Genomic DNA, 23,715 nt, shown 5'->3' on the forward strand with positions numbered 1-23,715 from the left:
CGACCGGGGCTTGGGCGCCGGACTCCGATTCTCAGACCGACAACAACCGATGCTTGCCGTTGTCGAAGCGGTGATAGGGGATCGGCCGGTCCGGCTCCTCGTCCCGTGCCGCGACTTCGGCAAGGATGGCGCGGGTGATCGATGGCAGGTCGAGTGCCGCCGCCGCGTCCCAGTCGAACCAGGCGATTTCATCGAGTTCGCCGCTACCGGCGCCGGGATCGACGCTGGCCAGATGCTCGGCATCGACGGTGAAGAAGCGGGCATCGAAACGCCGGGTGCGTGCCGGTGGGGTGATGGCACGGGCGACGAAGCGCAGCGGCGCCAGGTCGGGCAAATGGCCGGTGGCGAGAAAGTCGCGCCATTCCGGGCTGCGGGTCGCGGCACGGCCTTTCTGCCCCACGATCAGTCCGGTTTCTTCGAAGGTTTCGCGGATGGCGGTGGCGGCAAGGGCGCGGGCGCGCGGCATGGCGCAGGTGCGCGACAGCGCATCGGCGACACCGGGGGCGAGGTCGGACGCTGCCTTTACCCGGAAATCGGCCGGGTGGATGCGGCCGCCGGGGAACACCCATTTGTCGGGCATGAAGGCATGGCCACCGACGCGCCGCCCCATCAGCACCCGCGGCCGCGGCCCGTCGCGGCGGATGACGAGCAGCGTTGCCGCATCGCGCGGGCGGATGTGCGGCAGGGCGCGGTCGGGCAGGTCGTCGATCATCGCGACGAGCCTATGCGCGAACTCCTGCCGCGTCCCCTCGCCTTTTAGACCAGCGTCGCCAGCGCCGATCGGTCGAAGTCCTTCAGCTCGTCCATCCGGCCATCGCGAACCTTCAAGGCCCAGTCGGGATCGACGATCAGCGCGCGGCCGACGCCGACCAGGTCGAACTCCTCGCGGTCGAGGCGTTCGAGCAGATTGTCGATGCTGGCGGGCTGCGACGCCTCGCCGCCGAAGCCGGCGATGAATTCGCCCGACAGGCCGACGCTGCCGACGGTGATCGTCGGCACGCCTGTGATCTTCTTGGCCCAGCCGGCAAAGTTGAGGCCCTCGTCGCCGTCGATCTCGGGGAATTCGGGTTCCCAGAAGCGCCGCTGCGAGCAGTGGAGGATGTCGGCGCCGGCATCGACCAGCGGCGTCAGCCACTCGGTCAGCTCGGCGGGGTTGGTGGCGACCTTGAAGCCGTAATCCTGCTGCTTCCACTGCGAAATTCGGATGATGACCGGGAAATCGGGGCCGACTTCGGCGCGCACGGCGGCCAATATGTCGGCGGCGAAGCGGGCGCGCTCGGCGATCGTCGGGCCGTTGTAGCGGTCGTCGCGGGCGTTGGTGCCGGTCCAGAAGAACTGGTCGATGAGATAGCCATGGGCGCCGTGCAGCTCGACGGCGTCGAAGCCGAGGCGCTTGGCATCGCCGGCGGCGCGGGCGAAGGCGGCGATGGCGTCGGCAACGTCGCTGTCGGCCATCGCCTTGCCCCAGGGCTTGCCGGGCTTGAACAGGCCGGAGGGCGATTCCTGCTCGGGCGGCGTCTTGTTGGCGTGGTTGATCGCGGCGCCGACATGCCACAGCTGCGGCGCGATCAGGCCATGGCCGGCATGGGTTTCGGTGACGACCTTGCCCCAGCCGGGCAGCGCGGCGCCGAAGAAATTCGGCACATTGGGGTCGTTGGTCGAGCCGGTGCGCTCGATTCCGGTGCCTTCGGTGACGATCAGGCCAACTCCGCCTTCGGCACGGCGGCGGTAATAGGCCGCGACATCGTCACCCGGAATGCCATCGGGCGAAAAGCTGCGCGTCATCGGTGCCATGACGATGCGGTTGGGCAGCGTCAGGCCCTTCAGCGTGAACGGGCGAAACAGGGAATTGGGCATGTGCAGGCTCCGGAAATTGGCTTGTTCCGGACCTAGGGCGGGCCTGTCGCCGCGGCAAGGCAGCGACGGCGCAGATTTTCTTGGGGGCTGGCAAAAGCGGCAGGCCGGTTGTGGGATGGCGGGGCAAGGGGTAAAGCGCGCCGCCCGCAATCTTGCCGAAAGTCCATTTTCATTTCCAGCCTGTCCACCCCCGTGCGCGACGACGGATCGGTCCCGCCCGGCTATGGCCCGCTGTTGCGGCTGGCCGGGCCGGTGGTGCTGTCGCGCCTCGGCATCATGGCGATGGGGCTGGTCGATGCCGTGGTCGTCGGGCGGCATTCGGCGACGGAACTGGGCTATCAGGCGCTCGGCTGGGCGCCGACGGCGGTGGTGCTGACGACGTCGATCGGGTTGCTGTCGGGCATCCAGGTGATGACATCGCAGGCGATCGGCGATGGCCGCGCCGCCGATACCGGCGCCATTCTGCGCCGCGGGATGGGCTATGCGCTGTGGATTGCCGTGGCGGCAGCAGCGCTGCTGTTCTTCCTCGGTGGCCCGGTGATGCACAATATCGGGCTCGCGGACGGCCTTGCCGACGGCGCGACGCCGGTGCTGCAGATCCTGTCACTGTCGCTGATCCCGATCCTGATCGGCGATGCCGGCATGTTCTGGCTGGAAGCGCACGGCCGCGCCGTTCCCGGCATGGTGGCGATCTGGGCATCGAATGTCGTCAACCTCGTCCTCAACCTGTGGCTGGTGCCGGGGGACAGCGGTTTTGCCGTGTCGGGCGCCGCGGCCAGCGGCTGGGCGACGTTCGTGTCGCGGCTGGCGTTTCTCGCCATGATCGCGGTGCTGATTCTCGGCTGGTCGCAGGCGCGGCGGCTGGGGGTGTTCGCGCCGGCGCCGGTCGACAAGCCGGCGGCGGCCGCGATGCGGCGCATCGGCTATGGCGCCTCGCTGAGCTATTTCACCGAAACCCTGGCCTTTGCCAGCATGTCGATCTTCGCCGGCTGGATCAGCGCCAATGCGGTGGCAAGCTGGGCGACGGTGCTGAATGTCGCCGCGCTGATCTTCATGGTGCCGCTGGGGCTGGCGACGGCGACCGGCGTGCTGGTGGGCCGCGCCCATGGCGCCGGCGACCCCGCCGGCGTGCGCACGGCGGCGCGGCGCGGCTTCACCCTGACGACGCTGCTGACGCTGGCCATCTGCATCGGCGTGGCGCTGGGCAACGACCTGATCGCGCAGGCCTATACCCATGACCCGGCAGTGCAGGCGATGACAGCGGCGGCGTTGCTGCTGTCGTGCCTGTTCTTCATCGCCGATGGCCTGCAGGTGGTCGGCGCCCAGGCGTTGCGGGCGCAATCGGACGTCTGGGTGCCGACCTTCACCCATTTTGCCAGCTATCTGCTGGTGATGATGCCGCTCGGCTGGGGCTTTGGCGTGGCGATGGGGCTGGGGGTCAACGGCCTGGTCTGGTCGATCATCATTGCGTCGCTGATGTCGGCGACGCTGCTGTGGGGGCGGTTCCTGTTGCTGACGCAGCCTAGCTTCGCAGCGCCTCGATCGGGCTGAGCTTCGCCGCGCGCGTCGCCGGCCACCAGCCGAAGAAGATGCCGATCGACGCCGATACCGCGAACGCCACTGTCACGGCGAACAGCGTCACCTGGGTTTCGAAGCCGATGACGCCGCCGACGAGCATGGCGAGCCCGGTGCCGACGGCGACGCCGATGCCGCAGCCGATCAGCGACAACATCAGTGCTTCCAGCAGGAACTGCAGGCGGACGGCCGCGCGGCTGGCGCCGATCGCCATGCGGATGCCGATTTCGCGGGTGCGTTCGGTGACGCTGACCAGCATGATGTTCATGATGCCGATGCCGCCGACGACCAGGCTGATCGACCCGATCGCGGCGAGCAGCAGCGAGATCGCCCGCGTCGTCGTGGTCAGCGTGTCGGTGATCGCGGTCAGGTTCGCCACTTGGAAGTCGTCGGGGTCGGCGGGACGCAGCCGGTGGGTGCGGCGCAGCAGCGCGGTAATGTCGTCGGTGACGCTGTCGAGCGCATCGGCCGAAGCGACGCTGACCGAAATGGTTCGGATCGAACGGCGGAAGAAATTGCCCTGCAACAGCCGCAGCGCCGACGTCAGCGGCACAACGATGACATCGTCGCGGTCCTGCCCGCCGAACCCCTGTCCGCGTTTTTCCAATATGCCGATGACGGTGAAGCTGATGCCCTTCACCCGCACCATCTGGCCCATCGGATCATTGGCGCCGAACAATTTGTCGGCCACCGTTTGCCCGAGCACGGCGACGCGGGCACCGGCGCGTTCCTCGCGATCGGTGAAGATGCGTCCATCGCCGACCGTCCAGTCATTGACCTGGAAATAGGCCGGAACCGATCCCGTGACATTGGTCGCCCAATTGGCCGGGCCGGCGACGGCCTGCGCCGGAACGCTGGTCGATGGCGCGGCGGCAAGGACATTGTCGAGCCGGGCGATGCCATCGGCATCCTCGATGCGCAGAGTCGCGCCGGTCCCGGCCCCACCGAAAATGCCGCCCTGCCGCCCGGCGCCGGCGGTGACGATCAGCATGTTGGAGCCGAGGCCGGAGATCGAATCGGCGACCTGTTTCTGCACCCCGCCGCCGATGGCGAGCATGAGGATGACCGCTGCCACCCCGATGATCATGCCGAGCATGGTCAGCGACGATCGCAACCGGTTGGCGATCAGCGCGCTCCACGCCTCGGCGAGCATGGTGGTGATCATGTGACTACCTCCCCCCGGCGGGGGGAGGTGAGAGGTGCGCCTGGCTCATGAGACTGGCTCCGCATGCCCATACAGCGCCGCTTCGGTCGGCGGGCCGTCGTAGAAGATCAGCCCGTCCTGGATGCGGACGACGCGGTTGGTGGCGCGCGCGACTTCCGGGTCATGGGTGACGATCACCACCGTCACCCCCTTGTCCTCGTTGAGAGCGCGGAACAGCGCCAGCACCTCGACGCCGGTCTTCGTGTCGAGCGCGCCGGTCGGTTCATCGGCGAGCAGCAATTCGGGGTTGTTGGCAAGGCTGCGCGCCACGGCGACGCGCTGCTGCTGCCCGCCCGAAAGCTGGCTGGGGCGCGAATTGGGCTTGTCGCCGATGCCGACGCTGGCCAGCAAAGTCAGGGCGCGCGCCTCGCGGTCGGCCTTCGACACGCCCGAATAGACCATCGGCAGCGCGACATTGGCGAGTGCCGACAGCCGTGGCAGCAGGTTGAACTGCTGGAAGACAAAGCCGATGCCGGCGTTGCGCAGCTTCGCCAACGCGGCTTCCGACAAGGTGGCGGTGTCGGTGCCTTCGAAGCGATAGGTGCCTTCGGTCGGCGTATCGAGGCAGCCGATGATGTTCATCAATGTCGACTTGCCCGACCCCGACGGTCCCATGATCGCCATGAACTCGCCCTTGGCGACCGCCAGGCTGATGCCGTGGAGGGCGCGGAAGGTCCCGGCCTCCGAGGCATAGTCCTTGACGACCGTGTCGAGGGCGAGGAGCGCCGTCATCGCGCCGCCGGCGCCTTGCCGTTGCCGCCGCTGTTCGGGCTTTCCCGGCGGCCGCCCGGCGGGCCGGAAAACAGGCCGCCGGCCGGTTTGGCGCCGATGTTGGAGCCGGTGACGACGACATCGCCGACCTTCAGCGGTCCGGACAGGATCTCGCTGTTGTCCGCATCGGACGCCCCGGCGCGCACCCGCCGCGCTTCGGGCTGGCCATTGGCGAGGACGAACAGGGTCACCAGATCGGCTTGCGGGCGGGCCCGGCCGGCGGTGCGGACGGGCTTGTAGCCTTCGGGCTTGAAGCTGAGCGCCGCATTGGGGACGAGCAGGACGTTCTTGCGGTCCGACACGATGAAATTGGCGTTGGCGGTCATCCCCGGCAACAGCGCGCCATCGGGGTTCGCCGCCTTGACGATGACGGTGTAGGTGACCACATTCTGCTGGGTCGTCGGATTCAGCCGGATCTGGTCGACGGTGCCGGTGAACTGCCGGGCGCCATAGGCATCGACGGTGAAATCGACGCGCTGGCCGGGCTTGACCTTGGCGACATCGGCTTCGGCGACGGCGGCCTCGATCTGCATCTGCGTCAGGTCGCGGGCGATCTGGAACAGCGTCGGCGTGTTGAACGACGCCGCCACTGTCTGGCCGATATCGATCTGGCGGCTGATGACGACCCCGGCGACGGGCGATCGGATGACGCTGAACTCCAGATTGGCGCGGTCCTGGCGGATCTGCGCTTCGGCCTGCGCCACCTGCGCTGCCGTGCTGCGCGCCGACGCCAGCGCGGTTTCATAATCCTGGCGGCTGATGAAATCCTGCTTGACCAGCTGTGCCGCCCGCGCGGCGTTGGCGGATTGCAGCTGCGCGGTGGCGCGGATGTTGGTCAGCGCCGCCTCGCTCGCCTGCAGCCGCGAATTGAACAGCGCCGGATCGAGCCGCAGCAGCAGCTGCCCGGCCTTCACCCGGTCGTTGAAATCGGCATAGAGCGCCTGCACCGTTCCCGACACCTGGGTGCCGACGCTGACGACACGCACCGGGTTGATGATGCCGTTGGCGGTGATCTCCTCGGTCAGGTCGCCGCGTTCGACGACCGCGGTCTTGTACGGATCGACCACCGGCGGCGGGTTGAAGCGCTTCCACAGGACGAACGCTGCAACGGCTGCAACGACGAGGGCGAGGATGATCCAGCTGCGGCGCTTCATGATGTGCACTCACCGTTCGACATCGATGGCCTCCCCGATGCTGCCGATGGCGCGGGCGAGCTGGGCGTTGTTGGTGCGGACATTATATTCAGCCTGGACAAGCTGCTGGCGGGCGCTGGCGAGCGCGCTTTGGGCGTTGAGCAGGTCGGCGAAGGTGCCGACGCCGGCGCGATAGCGGCCCTGTGCCAGGTCGGCGGACAGGGTGGCGCTGCGCACCAGCACCCGCGCCGTGGCCAGGCTGCTGAAGGCGTTGTCGAGCGCGACGAAGTTCGAATAGACCGACAGCCCCGCCTGTTGCCGCGTCTGTTCGGCCAGCGCCTGCTGCTGTTCCAGCTGGGCCCGCGCCGCCGCGATATTGTAGCGGGTGTTCCAGCCCGAAAACAGCGGCACGGACAAGGCCAGCCCCGCCGACGCGACGTTGCGGTCGATCGTCGTGTCGATGGCGGACAGGCCGTTCGATGCTTGTACCGACAGGCTGGGGCGGCCGGCGGATTGCGCGTTGCGCACATTGGCGGCGGCGGCATCGACATTGGCGCGCGCGGCGATGATGTCGGGCCGCAGCCGCTCGGCATCGGCGATCAGCGCTTCGGCGCCGGCCCGCAGCACGTCGCCCGATGCCAGCGGCGCGGTCGGCGCGAGGTCGAGCGTCCGGGTGGGCGGCAGGCCGATGGCGACGGCGAGCTGTGCCGCCGATGTGGCGATGGCGCCGCGGGTCTGGATCAGCGTCAGTTCGGCCTGGGCAAAGGCGGTTTCGGCCTGCAACTGGTCGGCACCGGTGGCGACGCCGGCGGCCTTGCGCCCGGTGGCGAGATCGCGCGACTGGCGGGCGAAGGTCAGGTTGGCGACATTGGCCGCCTCGATGGCGCGATTGGCCTCCAGATTGTTGTAGGCGGTGACGACGTTGAGGACGACACCCTGCGCCGCATCGGCATAGTTGGCGAAGGCGGCGCGCTGCTGCGCGGTGGCGGCGTCGATCGCGGCCCGCCGGCCGCCGCCATCGAAGATCAGGTAATTGACGGCCAGCCGCGCCGAGCTGTTGACCTGGGTCAGCACGCTGCTGCCGCCGACGACATTGCCATTGGCATCGATGAAGCCGGTGTCCTGGAAACTCTTGCTGCTGCTCAGCGTCGGGCCGATGCTGAGGCTTGCGGAGGGCAGTTGCGCCGACCGGGCGATGCCGATCTGCGCTGCCGCACCCCGCACGCCGGCCCAGGACACTGCGGTCTGCGGGTTGCGGCACAGCGCGATATCGACAAGGTCGGGCAGCGTCAGCGCGCGTGTCGGCACCTCGCCGCACGCCGCCTGGCGGGCAGACAGCGGCGGCGGCGCCGCAGGGATGATTCCGCGCGGGTCATCATGCGTCGGCACGGCCGATGCCGAAGACGCAAGGAGCAGCGCCGCGAGAGCGAAACGGACAATCATGAGGTTCGGACAGGCCTTTAGCGCATGCAGACGTTACGCGGCGAGGCGTCATTTCACCCGCGACCATTTGGTGAGATGATTGTCATCCCGGTCGAGGTCGTGCCGGCGGCACGATCCGCGGCTAGGCGGCCCGGGGCAGGCGCCGCGCACCGGCGGCCGTCTCGCGGACCAGGTCGGCGACATAGGGTTCGAAATTCACCTGCATCGTGTGCCGCCGGCTGGCATAATAATGGCCCTGGTAGCGCGCCTCGTCATCGGCGATGGCCTTCGCCATCGTCGCCGGATCGGGCAGGGCATAGCGGCCGGTCAGATAGGCAACGAGCAGCTTCGACTGTTGTTCGGCAAGGTTGACAAGGGTCGGCAGCGCCTGGGCCAGGCCCATGAACCACAGGCCATGCAGCGCTGGCTCTGCCTGCACCATGCGCTTGAACAGCGGGATATGGTTGTCGGTGACCGGCGCGTCGTCAGGGGCCAGAAAAGGGAAGTCGATATTGTAGCCGGTGGCGGTAACGATGACGTCGATCGTTTCGCGGCTGCCGTCGCTGAACACCACCTCGGCGCCGTCGAACCGGTCGATGGCGGGCTTGATGGCGATATCGCCGTTCGACATGCGGGTCAGGAATTCGCCGCTGACGGTGGGGTGCGCTTCCAGCGGCTTGTGGTCGGGGGTCGGCAGGCCATAATCCTCCATGCGGCCGACCGCCTTGATGATGGTGCGCGCCGCCAGCTTTCGAACAAGGCCCAGCGGCATCCACGCCGGCAGCGGCGTCTTGTCGACCGGCTTGCCGTTGAGCGACTTGGGCAGCACCCAGACACCGCGGCGCGTCGACACCCACAGCCTGGCCGTCAGCGCCCGCTGGCCGAGTTCCGACGCGATATCGACGGCGCTGTTGCCCATGCCGACGACGAGCACGCGCTTGCCGATCATGTCGACCGGCGCGAACGGTGTCTTGTAGTCATGGGCGTGGAGGATCGTGCCGTCGAACGTCCCCGGCCAGGTCGGGCGGTTGGGCGACCAATGGTGGCCGTTGGCGACGACGACATGGCTGTAGGTTGCGGTGCCGCCCGGGGTGGTGACGTCCCAGCCGGCGCCGCCGCGGCGCACCGCCGTGACCGGGGTGTCGAACCGGACCAGGTCGCGCAGGCCGAAATGATCGACATAGGCGTTGAAATAGGCCGCGATCAGGCTGTGGTGGGGGAAATCGGGCCAGTCCGCGGGAACGGGGAACTCTTCGAACTGCAACCGGGTCTTCGACGTGTCGATGTGGAGCGACTGATAGGCCGAGCTCATGCCATTGGGGTTGGCATAGGCCCAGTTGCCGCCGATCCGGTCCGATGCTTCGAACCAGTCGAATGCCAGCCCCGCATCGCGCAGCCGCTTGGCGGTGGTGAAGCCGGAACAGCCGGCTCCGATGAGGGCAATTTTCTGGGCGGTTGTCATCGCGCAAATGTAGCGCGACGATGGTGCCGCGAAACCCGCACAGATGGCAGGGCGTTGTTGCGCGCACCCGTCCGAGGAATTGCCATGCACAAGCCGATCAAGAGCGTCCCCACCCCTGCCGTCGGCCTTGTCGCCATCTGCGGCAAATGCGGCAAGAAACTCGGGGGCGGCTTTGGCCCCGGCGGCGGCACATCGCTCGGCAAGGCGCTGGCGGCGGCGCTGCGGCTGCCCAAGCCCAAACGGGCGCGGCTGCGGATCGTGGAAACCAAGTGCCTCAAGCTGTGTCCCAAGGGCGCGGTGGCGGTGGTTGGCAGCGCCAACCCGGGGCAGATCCTGGTCGTGCCGGCCGGAACTCCGGTGGCGGCGGTCATCCGGCGGCTCGAACTGGCGCATGATATCGCAGCGCCGCTCGCCCAACCCGGCTAAGCTGCGCTGGCCCTTTCGCCGGCGACGACCTAAACAGGGGGGCATGACCCAGCCCTGCACGCATCTCCTGCTTTTCGGCGCAACCGGCGACCTTTCGAAACGCATGTTGCTGCCGTCGCTGTTCGGGCTCGATGCCGATGGCCTGCTGCCCGACAGCCTGCGCATCATCGCCACCGCGCGGTCCGTCCACGATACCGCCGAATTCCGCGCCCTGGCGGCAGCGGCGCTCGACGCCACGGTCGATGCCGATCGTCGCCACCCCGACCAGGTGGCGCGCTTTCTGGACCGCATCACCTATGTCCCGCTCGATGCCAGCAAGGCCGAAGGCTTTGCCGCGCTGGCGCAGGAAATCGGCGACACCGCGCATGTCGCGATCTTCCTGTCGACGGCGCCCAGCCTGTTCGGGCCGACGATCGCCGGCCTGTCCGGCGCCGGGCTGGCGGGGCCAGGGGTGCGGCTGGCGCTGGAAAAGCCGCTGGGGTCCGATCTGGCCAGCAGCCGACAGATCAACGATGCCGTCGCCGCCGCCTATCCCGAGGACCGGACCTTCCGCATCGACCATTATCTGGGCAAGGAAACCGTCCAGAACCTCATTGCCCTGCGCTTCGGCAACACGCTGTTCGAGCCGCTGTGGAATGCCGGCGGCATCGACCATGTCCAGATCAGCATCGCCGAGACGGTGGGCCTCGAATCGCGTGCCGATTACTACGACGGCATGGGGGCGCTGCGCGACATGGTGCAGAACCACATGCTGCAATTGCTGGCGCTGGTCGCGATGGAACCGCCGGCGCGGTTCGACCCGACCAGCGTGCGCGATGAAAAGGTCAAGGTGCTGCGATCGCTGCGCCCCATCGATCGCGCCACCGTCGAATCGCACAGCGTCCGCGGCCAATATGTCGCCGGCGCCGTCGATGGCCAGCCGGTGCGCGGCTATGCCGAGGAACTCGGCCGGTCATCGGGAACCGAAACCTTCGTGGCGCTGAAGGCCCATGTCGACAACTGGCGCTGGCAGGGGGTGCCCTTCTACCTGCGCACCGGCAAGCGGCTGCCCGAACGCACCAGCGAGATCATCATCCAGTTCAAGCCGGTGCCGCATTCGATGTTCGGCGATGCGCCGTTGAAGCCCAACATGCTGATCATCGGCCTGCAGCCCGATGAAAATATCGGCCTGACGATGATGGCCAAGGCGCCGGGGCTGGATCGCGACGGGCTGAAGCTGCGGTCGGTGCCGCTCGACATCGGCATCAACAACGCCTTTGCCGACGTCCGCCGCCGGATTGCCTATGAACGGCTGCTGCTCGACCTGATCGAAGGCAAGCAGACGCTGTTCGTCCGCCGTGACGAGGTCGAGGCGCAATGGACCTGGATCGACGCCATTCGCGCCGGCTGGGCGGCGCAGGGCATGGCGCCGGCGCCCTATGCCGCCGGCAATTGGGGTCCGAACGGCGCGATCCGGCTGACCGAGCGCGACGGCGTCAGCTGGCATGACTGAGACGACCGAGATCGTCGCCGCCGATATCGGCGGCACCCATGCGCGCTTTGCCATTGCAGAGGTTGCCGGCGGCCGCGTGCTGCGGCTGGGGCCCGAAGCGACGGTGCGCGCCGCCGACCATGCCAGCCTGCAGATCGCCTGGCAAAGCTGGGCGGCGACGCTGGGCCGGCCATTGCCGCGCGCCGCCGCCATCGCGCTGGCCACGCCGATCAGCGGCGACGTGCTCAAGATGACCAACAACCCCTGGATCATCCGGCCGGCGCTGATCCCCGAAAAGCTGGGGGTCGATCGCTATGTCCTCGTCAATGATTTCGAAGCCGTCGCCCATGCCGTCGCCCAGCTCGATCCGGCCGGCGCGGACAGCGGCTTTCGCCACCTCTGCGGCCCCGACGCGGCTTTGCCCGACACCGGTGTCATCACCATCCTCGGTCCTGGAACCGGCATGGGCGTGGCGCAACTGCATCGCATCGGCGGCAGCTACCATGTCATCGCCACCGAAGGCGGCCATATCGATTTCGCCCCGCTCGACAGTATCGAGGACGCGATATTGGCGCATTTGCGCCGCCGCCATGTCCGCGTGTCGGCGGAACGCATCGTTTCCGGCCCCGGCCTCGCCGCCATCCACGAAGTCCTCGCTGCCATCGAAGGCCGCGCCATCCTTGCCGGCGACGACAAGGCTTTATGGACGGCGGCGCTGGCCGGTAGCGACAGCCTGGCCGCGGCGGCGCTCGATCGCTTCTGCCTGGCGCTGGGCAGTTTTGCCGGTGACATCGCCCTGGCGCAGGGGGCAGCGGCGGTGGTCATCGCCGGCGGCGTCGGCGCCCGCATTGCCGACCATCTGCCTGCATCGGGCTTTGCCGAGCGTTTCCGCGCCAAGGGCCGCTTCCACGCCCTGATGGACCGCATGCCGGTCAAGCTCGTCAGCCATCCCCAGCCCGGCCTTTATGGTGCCGCCGCGGCCTTTGCCCAAAGGAACCCCCAATGACTCCCATCGACCAGCTGATGCACACCGCGCCGGTCATCCCGGTGCTCGTCGTCGATGATGCCGCCCATGCCGGGCCACTCGCCGAAGCGCTGGTCGCAGGCGGCCTGCCGCTGCTCGAGGTGACGCTGCGCACGCCTGCTGCGCTGGAGGTCATTGCCGAAATGGCGCGGGTGCCCGGCGCCATCGTCGGCGCCGGCACCGTGCTCAACGCCGGCGACCTGAAGGCAGCGCGCGCCGCCGGCGCGCAGTTCATCGTCTCGCCCGGGCTGACCGAATCGCTCGGCCGCGCCGCCATCGACTCCGGCGTCCCGTTCCTGCCCGGCATCGCCAATGCCGGCGACATCATGCGCGGGCTCGATCTGGGGCTGACGCGGTTCAAATTCTTCCCGGCGGTCGCCAGCGGCGGGCTGCCGACCCTGTCCGCGCTCGCCGCCGTGTTCGGCCAGGTGCGCTTCTGCCCCACCGGCGGCATCACCGAAGCGACGGCGCCGGACTGGCTGGCGCGGCCGTTCATCAGCTGCGTCGGGGGCAGCTGGCTGGCGGCGCGTGGCGAAACCGACTGGGCGGCGATCGAGGCACGGGCGCGGGCGGCGGCACGGCTGCGCGGTTGATGCCCCCCAAATGAAGGCTTGAACGTCGGCCCCGGGCGCGGGAGACTGCGGCAAAAGCCCTGGGGACCATCATGCGCATATCCGCCTTTCTGCTCGCCGTGGTCGCGTCCGGTCCGGCGGTTGCCGCCACCATCACCGTCGCACCGGGCGGCGACGCGCAGGAACGGTTGCAGACGGCGCTGATCGAGGCAAAGCCCGGGGACCGGCTCCAGCTGTCGGCGGGGCGCTATGCATTGGCAGGCGGGCTGTCGCTCGACGTTGCCGGGGTGACGGTGGCCGGCGCCGGGCCCGGGAAGACAATCCTCGATTTCAGCGGGCAGAAGGGGGAGGGCGAAGGGCTGCTGGTGACCAGCAACGATGTCGTCGTCCGCGATCTTGCCGTGGAAAATGCCAAGGGCAACGGCATCAAGTCGAAGGGCAGCGACGGCATCAGCTTCCTCAACCTGCGCGTCGAATGGACAGGCGGGCCCAAGGCGAGCAACGGCGCCTATGGCGTTTATCCGGTGTCGTCGAAACATGTCCTGATCGACAATGTCTTCGTCAAGGGCGCGTCGGATGCGGGCATCTATGTCGGCCAGTCGCAGCAGATCGTGGTGCGCAACAGCCACGCCACCGGCAATGTCGCCGGTATCGAGATCGAGAACAGCTACAACGCGGATGTCCACCACAATGTCGCGACCGGCAACACCGGCGGCATATTGGTGTTCGACCTGCCCGACCTGCCGCAACAGGGCGGCCATTCGATCCGGCTGTTCGACAACGAGGTGACCGCCAACAACCACACCAATTTCGCCGGCAGGGGCAATATCGTTGCCAGCGTTCCGCCCGGCACCGGGGTGATGGTGATGGCCAATCGCAATGTCCATATCTTCGACAATGACATCGCCGACAATGGCGGCAACGCGATCATGCTCGTCGCCTATCGCAATGCCTTTACGGACAGGAATTACAATCCCTTGCCGCGCAGCATTGTCGTGCGCGGCAACAGCTATTCGGGCAATGGCGCAGCGCCGAAATTCCCCGGCGGGGCGCAGATCGCGGCGGCGGTGGGTGGCACGCTGCCGGCGGTGATGTGGGATGGCGTGACGGCCTTTTCCGTGCCGGGCGGCGGGCTTGCGGTGAAAGCCGACGGCGCCATCGTAGTCAGCGACAGCCCGTTGCTCAACCTAAACCTGAAGACCCAGGGCGCCAGCCCCGACACGGCGCGGCCCGAAGTGGCGATGATGCCGGCAATGGCTTCGGCGCGCGAACCGGCGGCGATCGTGCTGCCGGCGGCGCAGGAGGCGCGCGCGAAGGGCCGATGACGCGGGCGGCGGGCCTGGTCGCGCTGCTCCTGCTCGGCGCTGCGCCGGCGCCGCAAGTGGATGGCGCGCGCCTGCTCGCCGATGATCCGGCGCCGCTGCTGTCGGCCTATGGCCTGTTTGCCGATACCGGTGGCCGGGTCCCCGCGGCGGGGGTGACGCGCTATACGCTCAACACACCGCTGTTCAGCGATTATGCCGAAAAATTCCGTTATGTCTGGATGCCGCCCGGCACCAGCGCCGCCTATGCCGACGATGGCGCACTGACGTTTCCGGTCGGCACCGCGATCGTCAAGACCTTCGCCTATCCTGCGGACTTTCGGGCGCCGAACGCAAAGCTGCGGCTGATCGAAACCCGGCTGCTGGTGCGGCGCGCAACCGGCTGGGTGCCGCTGTCCTATGTCTGGAATGCCGCGCAGACCGAGGCGGTGCTGAAACGCGCCGGCGCGCGCGTCCCGGTGGCGTTCGTCGATACCCGGGGCGCGGCGCAGCAGCTCGATTACGCCGTGCCGAACACCAACCAGTGCAAGCAATGCCACCAACAGGGCAATGACGTGACGCCGATCGGCCCGACGGCGGGCAACCTCAACGGCGGCCTCGACGGCCATGGCGCCAACCAGTTGATGGCATGGACGGCGGCGGGCCGCCTGACCGGCGTGCCGACGACCCCGCCCCGGCTGGCGCGCTGGGACGATGCCGCGGCGCCGGTGGCGGCGCGGGCGCGCGCTTATCTGGAGGTCAATTGCGGCCATTGCCACAGCCGCGCCGGCTTCGCCTCGAACTCCGGCCTGTATCTGCAGCATGACGAGCCTGATCCGGCCCACCAGGGCATCGGCAAGCGGCCGGTCGCCGCCGGGCGGGGGTCGGGGGAACTGGATTTCGCCATCGCATCGGGCAATCCCGATGCGTCGATCCTCCTCCACCGCATGGCATCGAACGAACCCGGTGTGATGATGCCCCAGTTCGGTAGAACGGTCGCGCACAAGGAAGGCGTGGCGCTGATCCGCGCCTATATCGCCGAACTGAAATGAACGGGGTCGCTCAGGCCTTCAACTCCCGCGCCAATGCCTTGCGCGTCTTGTCGCCATAGGGCGGCTTGAACCCCGCCAGACCCGCAAGGTCGAGCTTGGGCTGAGTGTAGATCGATTTGGCGTGGCTGAATTCCTTGAACCCGTCGGCGCCATGGTACGACCCCATGCCGGCGTTGCCGATGCCGCCGAAGGGAAGCTCCTCGGCAGACACGTGGAAGATCACGTCGTTGACGGTGACGCCGCCGGAAATGGTGCGGTCGAGCACGCGGCGCTGCTCGGCAGCGTCCTGGCCGAACCAGTAAAGTCCGAGCGGCCGGTCGCGCCGGTTGACCTCGTCGATGGCGCCGTCGACCGTCGCATAGGTGCGCACCGGCAGCAGCGGCCCGAAAATCTCCTCCTGCATCACCGTCATCTCGTCGGTGGGGTTGCGGATGATGTGGAGCGGCATCTTGTTGGTGTTCTGCTTCGTGAAATCCTCGTTGGCCGGGTTGACGACCTCGATGGTGGCGCCCTTGGCGCGCGCGTCCTCGACATGTGCTTCCAGCCGCTCGCGGTGGCGGGCGCCGAGCACCGAGGTGTAATCGGGGTTGGCAAGCAGCGTCGGATACATCTTCGCGGTCGCGGCCTTCAGCCCGGCGATGACTTCGCTTTCGCTCTCCTGCGGCACGATCAGATAATCGGGGGCAAGGCAGATCTGCCCGGCATTCATCATCTTGCCCATGGCGATCCGTTCGGTGGCGACACCGATATCGGCCGAGCGGCTGATGATCGTCGGCGACTTGCCGCCAAGCTCCAGCGTCAGCGGCACCAGGTTCTTCGCCGCCGCGGCCATGACGTGGCGCGCGATGCCGGTGCCGCCGGTGAACACCAGATGGTCGAAGGCGAGCCCGGCGAACGCCTTGCCGGCTTCCGACCCGCCGGTGATGACGGCGATTTCGGTCTCGTCGAAGGCGCCGGCGAGCATCGTCTTCATCAGTTCGGAGGTGACGGGGGTGAATTCGCTCGGCTTGATCATGGCGCGATTGCCCGCCGCCAGCACCCCGGCGAGCGGCGCGAACGTCAGGTTGACCGGGAAATTCCAGGGCGAGATGATGCCGATGACGCCCTTGGGCTGGAATTCGACGCGGGCGCGGGCGCCGAGCAGCTTCATCGGGAAGTCGAGCGGGCGATTTTCGGGCTTCATCCAGCCATCGAGGTGCTTGATGGCGTGCTTCAGCGGCTTCACCGACGCCATGATGTCCGTCACCAGCGACATTTCATTGGAGCGATGGCCGAAATCCTCCGACAGGGCGGCGACGAGCCGGTCCTTGTTGTCGAGCAGCACGGCGAGCGCGCGCTGCAGCCGCGCCTTGCGCGTCGCGGCGCTGACCGGCAGCTCGGCGGTGAAAGCAGCCCGCTGCCGGGACAGGATGCCCTGCATCGCGGCGGCGTCTCTGGCATCCCAAGCTGCGGTCGGGGCGGTGGTCGCCATGTGCTGCATGTCCTTTTGCGCAATTTGAGCCGAACTTAGCCGCTGCCCCGGCAGTCGCCAAGCTGACCATATTGGCCATCCCTCGCCTCTGGCGTCGCAGCAAGCTTTGCGCTTTGATGCAGCAAAACAAGATCATGTCCCGGGGAACAGCCAATGACCGTGCCAGATACATTTCCGGCGATGAGCATCGCCCAGGCCAATGCCCTGTTGACGGCCTCCGGATCGCTGCTGGAAATGGAGACCGTCACCATCCGCGGCCGGCCGACCCGGACGTGGAAGCACGCGCCGCCGACCCTGCGCGACGTCTTCCTTGCCGGGCGGGCGCATGGCGACAAGGTATTCCTGGTGCTGGAGGAGGAACGCGTCACCTTCGAAGGCTTTGCCCGCGCCGCGCTGCGGCTGGCGGCGCAGCTGATCGCCGACGGCGTGCAGAAGGGCGACCGCGTCGCCATCGTCATGCGCAACCTGCCCGAATGGCCGGTGGCGTTCTTCGGCGCGACGTTGACCGGCGCCATCGTGACCCCGCTCAACGCCTGGTGGACGGGGGCGGAACTGGAATATGGCCTGTCGGACAGCGGCACCAAGGTGGTGATCTGCGACAATGAACGGCTGGCGCGGCTCGCCTCGCACCTGCCCGACCTGCCCGAACTGCAACGCATCTATGTGACCCGCGCCACGGAAGAGCCCCAGGGCGACCCGCGCGAGGTCTGGCTCGAATCGATCATCGGCCGGCCGAACAGCTGGGGCAGCATCGCCGACCGCGCGTTGCCCGACATCGACCTGGCGCCCGAAGACGATGCGACGATCTTCTACACCAGCGGCACCACCGGCCGCCCCAAGGGGGCGCTCGGCACGCACCGCAACATCGTTTCCAACATCATGGCGTCGGGGTTCGCCGCCACCCGCGCCTATCTGCGCCGCGGCGTCGCGCCGCCGGTGCCCGACCCGCAGGCTGCGCAGAAGGCGACCCTGCTCAGCGTGCCGTTCTTCCATGCCACCGGCTGCCATGCGGTGCTGACGCCGTCGCTGTTCGGCGGCGCCAAGCTGGTGCTGATGCGCAAATGGGACGTGCTGGAAGCGATGGCGCTGATCGAGAAGGAGCGCGTCACCGGCTGCGGCGGCGTACCGACGATCGCCTGGCAGATCATCGAACACCCCGAGCGTGCCCGTTTCGACCTGTCGAGCCTGGAAACCGTCTCCTATGGCGGTGCCCCGTCGGCGCCCGAACTGGTGCGGCAGATCAAGAAGGTCTTTCCCAAGGCGATGCCCGGCAACGGCTGGGGGATGACCGAGACCAGCGCCACTTTCACCAGCCATGTCGGGGAGGATTACGAGCTGCGGCCGGAAAGCTGCGGCCCGGCGTGCGCGGTCTGCGACCTGCAGGTGCGCGACCCCGACGGCAATGTGCTGCCACCCGGCACGGTCGGGGAACTCTATGGCTTCGGTCCCAATGTGGTGAAGGGTTATTGGAACAAGCCCGAGGCGACGGCCGCAACGTTCATCGACGGCTGGGTGCGCACCGGTGACCTGGCGCGGGTGGACGAGGAAGGCTTCTGCTTCATCATCGACCGCGCCAAGGACATGCTGATCCGCGGCGGCGAGAACATCTATTGCGTGGAGGTGGAGAACGCGCTGTACGAACACCCTGCCATCATGGACGCGGCGCTGGTCGGCCGGCCGCACCGGACCCTGGGAGAAGAACCGGTGGCCTTTGTGACGTTGAAGGCAGGCATGTCGGCCAACGAGGATGAGCTGCGCAGTTTTGTCGCGGCGCGGCTGGCGGCGTTCAAGGTGCCGGTGGCGGTGACCTTCAGCCACGAGCCGCTGGTCCGCAACGCCAATGGCAAGATCCTGAAAACCGAGCTGAAAAAGCTGATGGGCGTCTGACATCAAGGTGTTCCACCGGCGCCACCGGCATCGAGCACGGCCCCTGTTGGTGGCGAGTCGCTGCGCTGGCCGCCCGCGACGCTGGCAGAACGCGGCCTTGTGCGGCAGCGGCGCCCGGCTGCCGATACGGGAAACTACCTGCGACAGTTTTTGGCTTTGAACTCGCGGGACGAAACGCCTAGCCGGGGCGGCAGGGAGTGACGCCACATCATGCAACGCAAGACCGCCATCGTCATCGGATCCGGAATCGGCGGGATCGCTTGCGCGATGCGGCTGCAGAGCTTGGGGTTCCAGACGCACCTGCTCGAAAAGCTCGATGCGCCGGGCGGCCGCGCCTATGTGCGCCGGGCCGAAGGCTTCACCTTCGACATGGGGCCGACGGTCCTTACCGTGCCGCACTTCATCGAGGAACTGTTCAGCCTCGAACAGGACCATGCGATGCTGGGGGAACCCGATTTCCCGGCCGATGTGCTGGGCGATGACAAGCGTATCACCAGCGGCATCAGCGGTGGCCCCAACACCAGCCGCTATGTCGAGATCATCCCGATCCTGCCTTTTTACCGCATCTATTTCGACGACGGCACCTTCTTCGATTACGACGCCGACCCGGTGCGGGTGCGCGAACAGATCGCCCGCCTCGCGCCCGAGGATCTGGAGGGCTATGAGGCGTTCCACGAACAGGCGCGCCAGATCTTCAACCGCGGCTTTCTCGAACTCGGCTATACCTATTTCGGCAGTGTCGGCCAGATGCTCGGCGTCGTCCCCGATCTGTTGAAGCTTGGTGCCGTCCAGCCGCTGTTCTCGCTGATCAAGAAATATTTCAAGTCGGACAAGATGCGCCGCGTGTTCAGTTTCGAACCGCTGCTCGTCGGCGGCAACCCGATGAAGGTGCCGGCGATCTATGCCATGATCCACTTCGTCGAAAAGACCTGGGGCATCCATTTCGCCCGCGGCGGCACCGGCGCGCTGATCTCGGCGTTCGTCAAGAAATATGAGGAAATGGGCGGCACCATCAGGCTGGGGGCCGACGTCACCCGCATCAACGTCGAAAAGCGCGATGGCAAGCGCGTTGCGACGGGTGTGACTCTGGCTTCGGGCGAAACCATCGCCGCCGATGTGGTGGTGTCGAACGCCGATTATGCGACGACCTACATGAAGATGATCGACAAGAAACATCGCCCGATCAATCGCGATGCGCTGGTCAAGTTCCGCAAACAGTCGATGTCGCTGATGGTCATCTATTTCGGCTATCGCAAACAGGCCGGCGATCCCGATTTGCAGCACCACAACATCATCTTCGGGCCGCGCTACGAGGAACTGCTGACCGATATTTTCGAACGCAAGATCCTGGGCCCCGATTTTTCCCAGTATCTCCATATCCCGACCCTGACCGAACCGGGCCTGGCGCCCGAAGGCCATCACGCCGCCTATACGCTGATCCCGGTCCCCAACAAGCTGGCCGATCTCGACTGGAGCCAGATCGGCGAAGGCTTCAAGGACAAGGTACTGACCCTTTTGGAGGCGCGGGGCTATATCCCGAACCTCAAGGAACGGCTGGTCTACCACAGCTATGTGACGCCCGATTATTTCGAACAGACGCTCGGTTCCTATGTCGGCAACGGCTTCGGCGTCGAACCGGTGCTGACCCAGACGGCGTTCTTCCGCCCGCACAACCGCAGCGAGGACATCAGCAACCTCTACCTTGTCGGCCAGAGCACGCAGCCGGGCGGCGGCACGCCATCGGTAATGATGTCGGCCAAGATGACCGTGCGCGAAATCGCCCGCGACTTCGCCATCGACCCGCGCATCGTCAACGGCGTGCCGGTGCGGCTACCGGCGGCGGCGTAGCTGCCTGTCCAGAATTCGCTCGGGACGAGCGAAATTGCGGTGACCGGGCCTAGGCCCGCGGCTTTTCGATGAAGGCCGCAATCGCTTCCGGGTCGATATGCTGGATCATGTGGCCGGCGTCGGCCAGCACCAGCGTCGGCGCCCCGAACTCGCGCGCCAGACGCTCCGAATGGGTGCGATGGTCGACCAGCTTGTCGCCATCGCCCCAGGCAATGCCGATCGGCAGCCGGAGTTCGCGATAACGCGGCGCCAGCCGGGCGACGTTGGCCGGCATCTGGGCACCGTCGAGCGCCGAGGCCGCCATCTGCGTCGGGCGCAGCATCAACTCGAACGGGATCTCATCCATGAAGCGATCGGGCGTTTCGGACGGCGAGAACACCATGCGGATGCCGCCGGCGCCGGTGATGCGCGTCTGCAGCGGCGCCACGGCATTGGCAAACACCTGCCGGGCCCCCGGCAGGATGGCGATGTTGAGCATCGCCGAATCGGGGCGCATGGTCGGGTAGTAATAGCCCGACAGCAGCACGAGCCGGGATACGCGACCGACATGGTCGAGCGCCCAGGCCAGCGCCACCAGCGTTCCCCAGCTGTGCCCGACAACGACCGGGCGCAGCACGCCGAGCTGGCCGCAGGCGGCGACGAACAGCCTGGCCTGGGCTTCCGCGGTCCATTCGCGGTCGTCGGGGCGGGCGGTATAGCCATAGCCCGGCCGGTCGAACAGGATGACACGGTGGCGGGTGCGCAGCCGGTCGACGACGCCGCTGACCAGGAAATCCTGCAACAGCGAGCCATTGCCGTGGATGAGCACGATGGTCTCGCCGCCGGCGACATAGCCGGTGTCGACGACATGCACCGCGACGCCGCCGACATCGAGGATGCGGCCGATGGGCGGATAGCGTGCTTCGGCACGCCGGGCGGCGGCGCGATTGAACAGGGTGGCGGCGCCGAGGGCCGCGGCGGCGGCCGCCGACCAGCCCAGAATGGCGCGGCCTTTGCCGATGGGTCCGCTGGTCATGGGCGTGCTCCTCTGAAGCTGCCCTAACCCGGCAAGGGTGACGGCGGTTCCGTTCCCCGCGCCCTCAGTCGGCCGTGCCGCGCGGGCCCGGCCCCATACCGCCGCCCAATCCCATCCCCATGCCCATGCCCATGCCACCGCCGCTACCTTCGCCACCCCCGCCGCCGCCGCCGCCGCCCCGGCCGCCACCGGCACCGGCACCATCGCCCCTGCCGCGTGCGCCGCTGCCGCCCGGCCGCGCCGGGCCCTGCGGCGGCATCGTCAGCGTCGGCGGAATGGCATCGAGGTCGAGCGCGGTGCGGATGAAATTGCGCAGCGACACGACCAGATCGTGGGTCGGCACCGGCCGCCCGGCGACGAGAGCCTCGGCGGCGCCGGCAGCGAGGCGCACCTGCTCCTCGGTCCCGAGCAGAATGATATCCGACAGCGCCGCCTCGACCGCGTCGCGGATACGGCGGGCGCGGTCCGACCCGGCGGGCGCGGCGACAGCGGGGTCCTGGCGTCGCAGATCGCCCAGATGCGTCGGGTCGACGAGCAGCTGGCCGGTGAACGACCCGCCCAGCACCTTGTAGGCAGCGATCAGCGTGCGCAGCCGCTCGTTGATCTGGCGGTTCATCCGTTCGCGCCGCTGCTGGATCGTCGTCATGATCAGCAGGCGCACGCCGACGCCGATCAGCGTGATCAGCGCCAGCCCGAGCAAGGTGTTGAGGATGCCGCCCCACGAACTGAAATCGAAACTGCGCAAGGGCGGGATCCTTCGGAAACGGGCCTGCGGGGATAGAGGATGTGCCGGCACGGCGCCAGTTGCCGCTCCGCCCCGATCCGCGCTAACCCGGCGCCATGCACCGTCCCGCCACCGCCGCCGACCCTGAAGAGCTGGCGGCCTTTCTCGCCGCCAATCCGGGGATCGAATTTCTCGACGTCCATTACACCAACCTCGCCGGGGTGCCGCGCGGCAAGCGGCTGCGCGCCCATGAATTCGCCGCCGCCTTCGAAAACGGCCGGTTCTTGCCGGGGTCGATCCTCGTCGTCGACATCACCGGGCTTGATGTCGAGGAATCGGGGATGGTGTGGGAGGATGGCGACGCCGATCGCGTCGGCTGGCCGGTGCCCGGCACGCTGGCGCGGGCGCCTTGGCTGGGGGCCGATTCGGCCGACGTCATGCTGTCGATGCACGAACTCGACGGCCGGCCCTGCGCCCTCGACCCCCGCCAGGTGCTGCGCAATGTCATCGCTCGCTTCACCGCGGATGGCTTGACGCCGGTGGTGGCGTGCGAGCTGGAATTCTACCTGGTCGACGCGGCCCGCACCGCTGATGGCGGCATCGCCCTGCCGCGCGGGCTCGATGGCCGGGTGCCGGGGCATCGCCAGGTCTATGGGCTCGACCCGGTCGATCTCGACGGCGCCTTCCTGCGCGATCTCTGGGCCGCATGCGATGCGCTCGGGCTGCCGACCGGCGCCGCGATCGGCGAATATGCCGCCGGCCAATATGAAGTGACACTGGCGCACAAGCCCGATGCCCTGGCCGCCGCCGACGATGCGGTGCGCTTCAAGCGCGTCGCCAAGGGCGTGGCGGCGCGGCACGGGCGCACGGCGACGTTCATGGCCAAGCCCTTTGCCGATGTTTCGGGATCCGGCCTGCATATCCATGTCTCGGTGCTCGATGCCCAGGGGCGCAACATCTTCGCCGGCGATGCGCCCGAAGGCTCGGCGGCGCTGGCCCATGCCATCGGCGGCGCAGCGAACCTGATGCCGGGCAGCATCGCGGTGTTCGCCCCCAACGCCAACAGCTATCGGCGGTTTCGCCCCAACAGCTATGCGCCGGTGCGCGCCGGCTGGGGCGTCAACAATCGCACCGTGCCACTGCGCATCCCGGTGGGTCCGCGCGAAAGCCGCCACCTCGAACACCGATTGTCCGGGGCGGACGCCAACCCCTGGCTGGCGGTGGCGGCGGTGCTTGCCGGCGTCCACCATGGCCTGACGCACCGCATCGACCCCGGCCCGCCGGTCACCGGCGACGGCCAGACAACCGGCGAGCGACTGCCGACCGACTGGGCGCATGCACTGGCGCTGTTCGAAGGCTCGCGCGTGCTGGCGGACTATTGGGGCGGGCGGGCCGCGGAGATGTTCGCGACGGTCAAGCGGGTCGAGGCCGAACGCTACAACAGCGTCATCACCCCGCTCGATTACGACTGGGTGCTGCGCTCGGCCTGAATCGTCTGCT

20 protein-coding genes are annotated in these 23,715 nt (G+C 67.8%); 10 read left to right on the forward strand and 10 right to left on the reverse strand.

The window, feature by feature from the left end; translation table 11 throughout:
• Positions 1-31: 31 nt before the first annotated feature.
• Positions 32-712 (reverse strand): NUDIX hydrolase, encoded by a 681-nt coding sequence (locus GGQ62_RS10865; RefSeq protein WP_152577304.1) that lies wholly within the window; start codon positions 710-712, stop codon positions 32-34.
• A gap of 44 nt (positions 713-756) precedes the next feature.
• A complete protein-coding gene (locus tag GGQ62_RS10870; RefSeq protein WP_152577303.1) occupies positions 757-1,857 on the reverse strand; it encodes an NADH:flavin oxidoreductase in 1,101 nt (366 codons plus the stop codon).
• A 192-nt stretch (positions 1,858-2,049) separates the two neighbouring features.
• On the opposite strand from GGQ62_RS10870, the gene GGQ62_RS10875 reads away from it, so the two are divergent.
• The gene (locus GGQ62_RS10875) at positions 2,050-3,408 is read left to right on the forward strand and encodes an MATE family efflux transporter (RefSeq protein WP_243446629.1); all 1,359 of its coding nucleotides are present in this window, start codon (positions 2,050-2,052) and stop codon (positions 3,406-3,408) included.
• Here the strand turns inward: GGQ62_RS10875 and GGQ62_RS10880 are convergent.
• The 5 genes from GGQ62_RS10880 to GGQ62_RS10900 all read right to left on the reverse strand — a co-directional run bounded on the left by GGQ62_RS10880 (position 3,380) and on the right by GGQ62_RS10900 (position 9,424).
• Positions 3,380-4,597: an ABC transporter permease gene (locus tag GGQ62_RS10880; RefSeq protein WP_152577302.1), complete on the reverse strand. Its 1,218-nt coding sequence runs from the start codon at positions 4,595-4,597 to the stop codon at positions 3,380-3,382. The genes GGQ62_RS10875 and GGQ62_RS10880 overlap by 29 nt on opposite strands.
• Positions 4,598-4,642: 45 nt before the next feature.
• On the reverse strand, positions 4,643-5,368 hold the full coding sequence (locus GGQ62_RS10885) for an ABC transporter ATP-binding protein (RefSeq protein WP_152577301.1): 726 nt from the start codon (positions 5,366-5,368) through the stop codon (positions 4,643-4,645).
• The gene (locus GGQ62_RS10890; RefSeq protein WP_152577300.1) at positions 5,365-6,561 is read right to left on the reverse strand and encodes an efflux RND transporter periplasmic adaptor subunit; all 1,197 of its coding nucleotides are present in this window, start codon (positions 6,559-6,561) and stop codon (positions 5,365-5,367) included. Before GGQ62_RS10890 ends, GGQ62_RS10885 begins: the two co-directional genes overlap by 4 nt.
• A gap of 9 nt (positions 6,562-6,570) precedes the next feature.
• The gene (locus GGQ62_RS10895; RefSeq protein ID WP_167649585.1) at positions 6,571-7,929 is read right to left on the reverse strand and encodes a TolC family protein; all 1,359 of its coding nucleotides are present in this window, start codon (positions 7,927-7,929) and stop codon (positions 6,571-6,573) included.
• Between the two features lie 175 nt (positions 7,930-8,104).
• Entirely contained in the window at positions 8,105-9,424 is a 1,320-nt protein-coding gene (locus tag GGQ62_RS10900) for a flavin-containing monooxygenase (RefSeq protein WP_152577298.1), read from the reverse strand.
• Between the two features lie 84 nt (positions 9,425-9,508).
• Here GGQ62_RS10900 and GGQ62_RS10905 point away from each other — a divergent pair, with 84 nt between their 5' ends.
• The 6 genes from GGQ62_RS10905 to GGQ62_RS10930 all read left to right on the forward strand — a co-directional run bounded on the left by GGQ62_RS10905 (position 9,509) and on the right by GGQ62_RS10930 (position 15,270).
• A complete protein-coding gene (locus tag GGQ62_RS10905; protein WP_152577297.1) occupies positions 9,509-9,850 on the forward strand; it encodes a hypothetical protein in 342 nt (113 codons plus the stop codon).
• A 43-nt stretch (positions 9,851-9,893) separates the two neighbouring features.
• Entirely contained in the window at positions 9,894-11,342 is a 1,449-nt protein-coding gene (gene zwf / locus GGQ62_RS10910; protein WP_152577296.1) for a glucose-6-phosphate dehydrogenase, read from the forward strand.
• Entirely contained in the window at positions 11,335-12,327 is a 993-nt protein-coding gene (gene glk / locus GGQ62_RS10915) for a glucokinase (protein WP_152577295.1), read from the forward strand. Before zwf ends, glk begins: the two co-directional genes overlap by 8 nt.
• Positions 12,324-12,938: a bifunctional 4-hydroxy-2-oxoglutarate aldolase/2-dehydro-3-deoxy-phosphogluconate aldolase gene (eda, locus tag GGQ62_RS10920; protein ID WP_152577294.1), complete on the forward strand. Its 615-nt coding sequence runs from the start codon at positions 12,324-12,326 to the stop codon at positions 12,936-12,938. Before glk ends, eda begins: the two co-directional genes overlap by 4 nt.
• Before the next feature lie 71 nt (positions 12,939-13,009).
• Positions 13,010-14,242, forward strand: coding sequence for a parallel beta-helix domain-containing protein (locus tag GGQ62_RS10925; protein WP_152577293.1), 1,233 nt, complete (start codon positions 13,010-13,012; stop codon positions 14,240-14,242).
• The gene (locus GGQ62_RS10930; protein WP_152577292.1) at positions 14,239-15,270 is read left to right on the forward strand and encodes an SO2930 family diheme c-type cytochrome; all 1,032 of its coding nucleotides are present in this window, start codon (positions 14,239-14,241) and stop codon (positions 15,268-15,270) included. The genes GGQ62_RS10925 and GGQ62_RS10930 overlap by 4 nt, the downstream gene beginning before the upstream one ends.
• A 10-nt stretch (positions 15,271-15,280) precedes the next feature.
• Here the strand turns inward: GGQ62_RS10930 and GGQ62_RS10935 are convergent, their stop codons facing one another.
• Positions 15,281-16,741 (reverse strand): coniferyl aldehyde dehydrogenase, encoded by a 1,461-nt coding sequence (locus tag GGQ62_RS10935; RefSeq protein ID WP_152577291.1) that lies wholly within the window; start codon positions 16,739-16,741, stop codon positions 15,281-15,283.
• 153 nt (positions 16,742-16,894) lie between these two features.
• On the opposite strand from GGQ62_RS10935, the gene GGQ62_RS10940 reads away from it, so the two are divergent.
• A complete protein-coding gene (locus tag GGQ62_RS10940) occupies positions 16,895-18,628 on the forward strand; it encodes a class I adenylate-forming enzyme family protein (RefSeq protein ID WP_152577290.1) in 1,734 nt (577 codons plus the stop codon).
• Between the two features lie 210 nt (positions 18,629-18,838).
• Entirely contained in the window at positions 18,839-20,476 is a 1,638-nt protein-coding gene (gene crtI / locus GGQ62_RS10945; RefSeq protein WP_152577289.1) for a phytoene desaturase family protein, read from the forward strand.
• 49 nt (positions 20,477-20,525) lie between these two features.
• Here crtI and GGQ62_RS10950 read toward each other — a convergent pair whose 3' ends face one another.
• Positions 20,526-21,491 carry an alpha/beta fold hydrolase gene (locus GGQ62_RS10950; RefSeq protein WP_167649586.1) on the reverse strand — a complete coding sequence of 322 codons (966 nt, stop codon included), beginning with the start codon at positions 21,489-21,491 and terminating at the stop codon, positions 20,526-20,528.
• 64 nt (positions 21,492-21,555) lie between these two features.
• Positions 21,556-22,236, reverse strand: coding sequence for a hypothetical protein (locus GGQ62_RS16095; protein WP_207791812.1), 681 nt, complete (start codon positions 22,234-22,236; stop codon positions 21,556-21,558).
• Between the two features lie 95 nt (positions 22,237-22,331).
• Here GGQ62_RS16095 and GGQ62_RS10960 point away from each other — a divergent pair, with 95 nt between their 5' ends.
• On the forward strand, positions 22,332-23,705 hold the full coding sequence (locus GGQ62_RS10960) for a glutamine synthetase family protein (RefSeq protein WP_152577287.1): 1,374 nt from the start codon (positions 22,332-22,334) through the stop codon (positions 23,703-23,705).
• Positions 23,706-23,715 lie beyond the last annotated feature (10 nt).

The organism is Polymorphobacter fuscus, assembly GCF_011927825.1.
Classification (GTDB): domain Bacteria; phylum Pseudomonadota; class Alphaproteobacteria; order Sphingomonadales; family Sphingomonadaceae; genus Sandarakinorhabdus; species Sandarakinorhabdus fusca.

Excerpts from the sequence above, each read along its gene's own strand:
- GGQ62_RS10885 (WP_152577301.1), bottom strand. The coding sequence starts at position 5,368 with ATGACGGCGCTCCTCGCCCTCGACACGGTCGTCAAGGACTATGCCTCG.
- GGQ62_RS10930 (WP_152577292.1), top strand. The coding sequence starts at position 14,239 with ATGACGCGGGCGGCGGGCCTGGTCGCGCTGCTCCTGCTCGGCGCTGCG.
- crtI (WP_152577289.1), top strand. The coding sequence starts at position 18,839 with ATGCAACGCAAGACCGCCATCGTCATCGGATCCGGAATCGGCGGGATC.
- GGQ62_RS10890 (WP_152577300.1), bottom strand. The coding sequence starts at position 6,561 with ATGAAGCGCCGCAGCTGGATCATCCTCGCCCTCGTCGTTGCAGCCGTT.
- eda (WP_152577294.1), top strand. The coding sequence starts at position 12,324 with ATGACTCCCATCGACCAGCTGATGCACACCGCGCCGGTCATCCCGGTG.
- glk (WP_152577295.1), top strand. The coding sequence starts at position 11,335 with ATGACTGAGACGACCGAGATCGTCGCCGCCGATATCGGCGGCACCCAT.
- zwf (WP_152577296.1), top strand. The coding sequence starts at position 9,894 with ATGACCCAGCCCTGCACGCATCTCCTGCTTTTCGGCGCAACCGGCGAC.
- GGQ62_RS10905 (WP_152577297.1), top strand. The coding sequence starts at position 9,509 with ATGCACAAGCCGATCAAGAGCGTCCCCACCCCTGCCGTCGGCCTTGTC.
- GGQ62_RS10960 (WP_152577287.1), top strand. The coding sequence starts at position 22,332 with ATGCACCGTCCCGCCACCGCCGCCGACCCTGAAGAGCTGGCGGCCTTT.
- GGQ62_RS10950 (WP_167649586.1), bottom strand. The coding sequence starts at position 21,491 with ATGACCAGCGGACCCATCGGCAAAGGCCGCGCCATTCTGGGCTGGTCG.
- GGQ62_RS10900 (WP_152577298.1), bottom strand. The coding sequence starts at position 9,424 with ATGACAACCGCCCAGAAAATTGCCCTCATCGGAGCCGGCTGTTCCGGC.
- GGQ62_RS10870 (WP_152577303.1), bottom strand. The coding sequence starts at position 1,857 with ATGCCCAATTCCCTGTTTCGCCCGTTCACGCTGAAGGGCCTGACGCTG.
- GGQ62_RS10940 (WP_152577290.1), top strand. The coding sequence starts at position 16,895 with ATGACCGTGCCAGATACATTTCCGGCGATGAGCATCGCCCAGGCCAAT.
- GGQ62_RS10935 (WP_152577291.1), bottom strand. The coding sequence starts at position 16,741 with ATGGCGACCACCGCCCCGACCGCAGCTTGGGATGCCAGAGACGCCGCC.
- GGQ62_RS10925 (WP_152577293.1), top strand. The coding sequence starts at position 13,010 with ATGCGCATATCCGCCTTTCTGCTCGCCGTGGTCGCGTCCGGTCCGGCG.
- GGQ62_RS10880 (WP_152577302.1), bottom strand. The coding sequence starts at position 4,597 with ATGATCACCACCATGCTCGCCGAGGCGTGGAGCGCGCTGATCGCCAAC.
- GGQ62_RS10865 (WP_152577304.1), bottom strand. The coding sequence starts at position 712 with ATGATCGACGACCTGCCCGACCGCGCCCTGCCGCACATCCGCCCGCGC.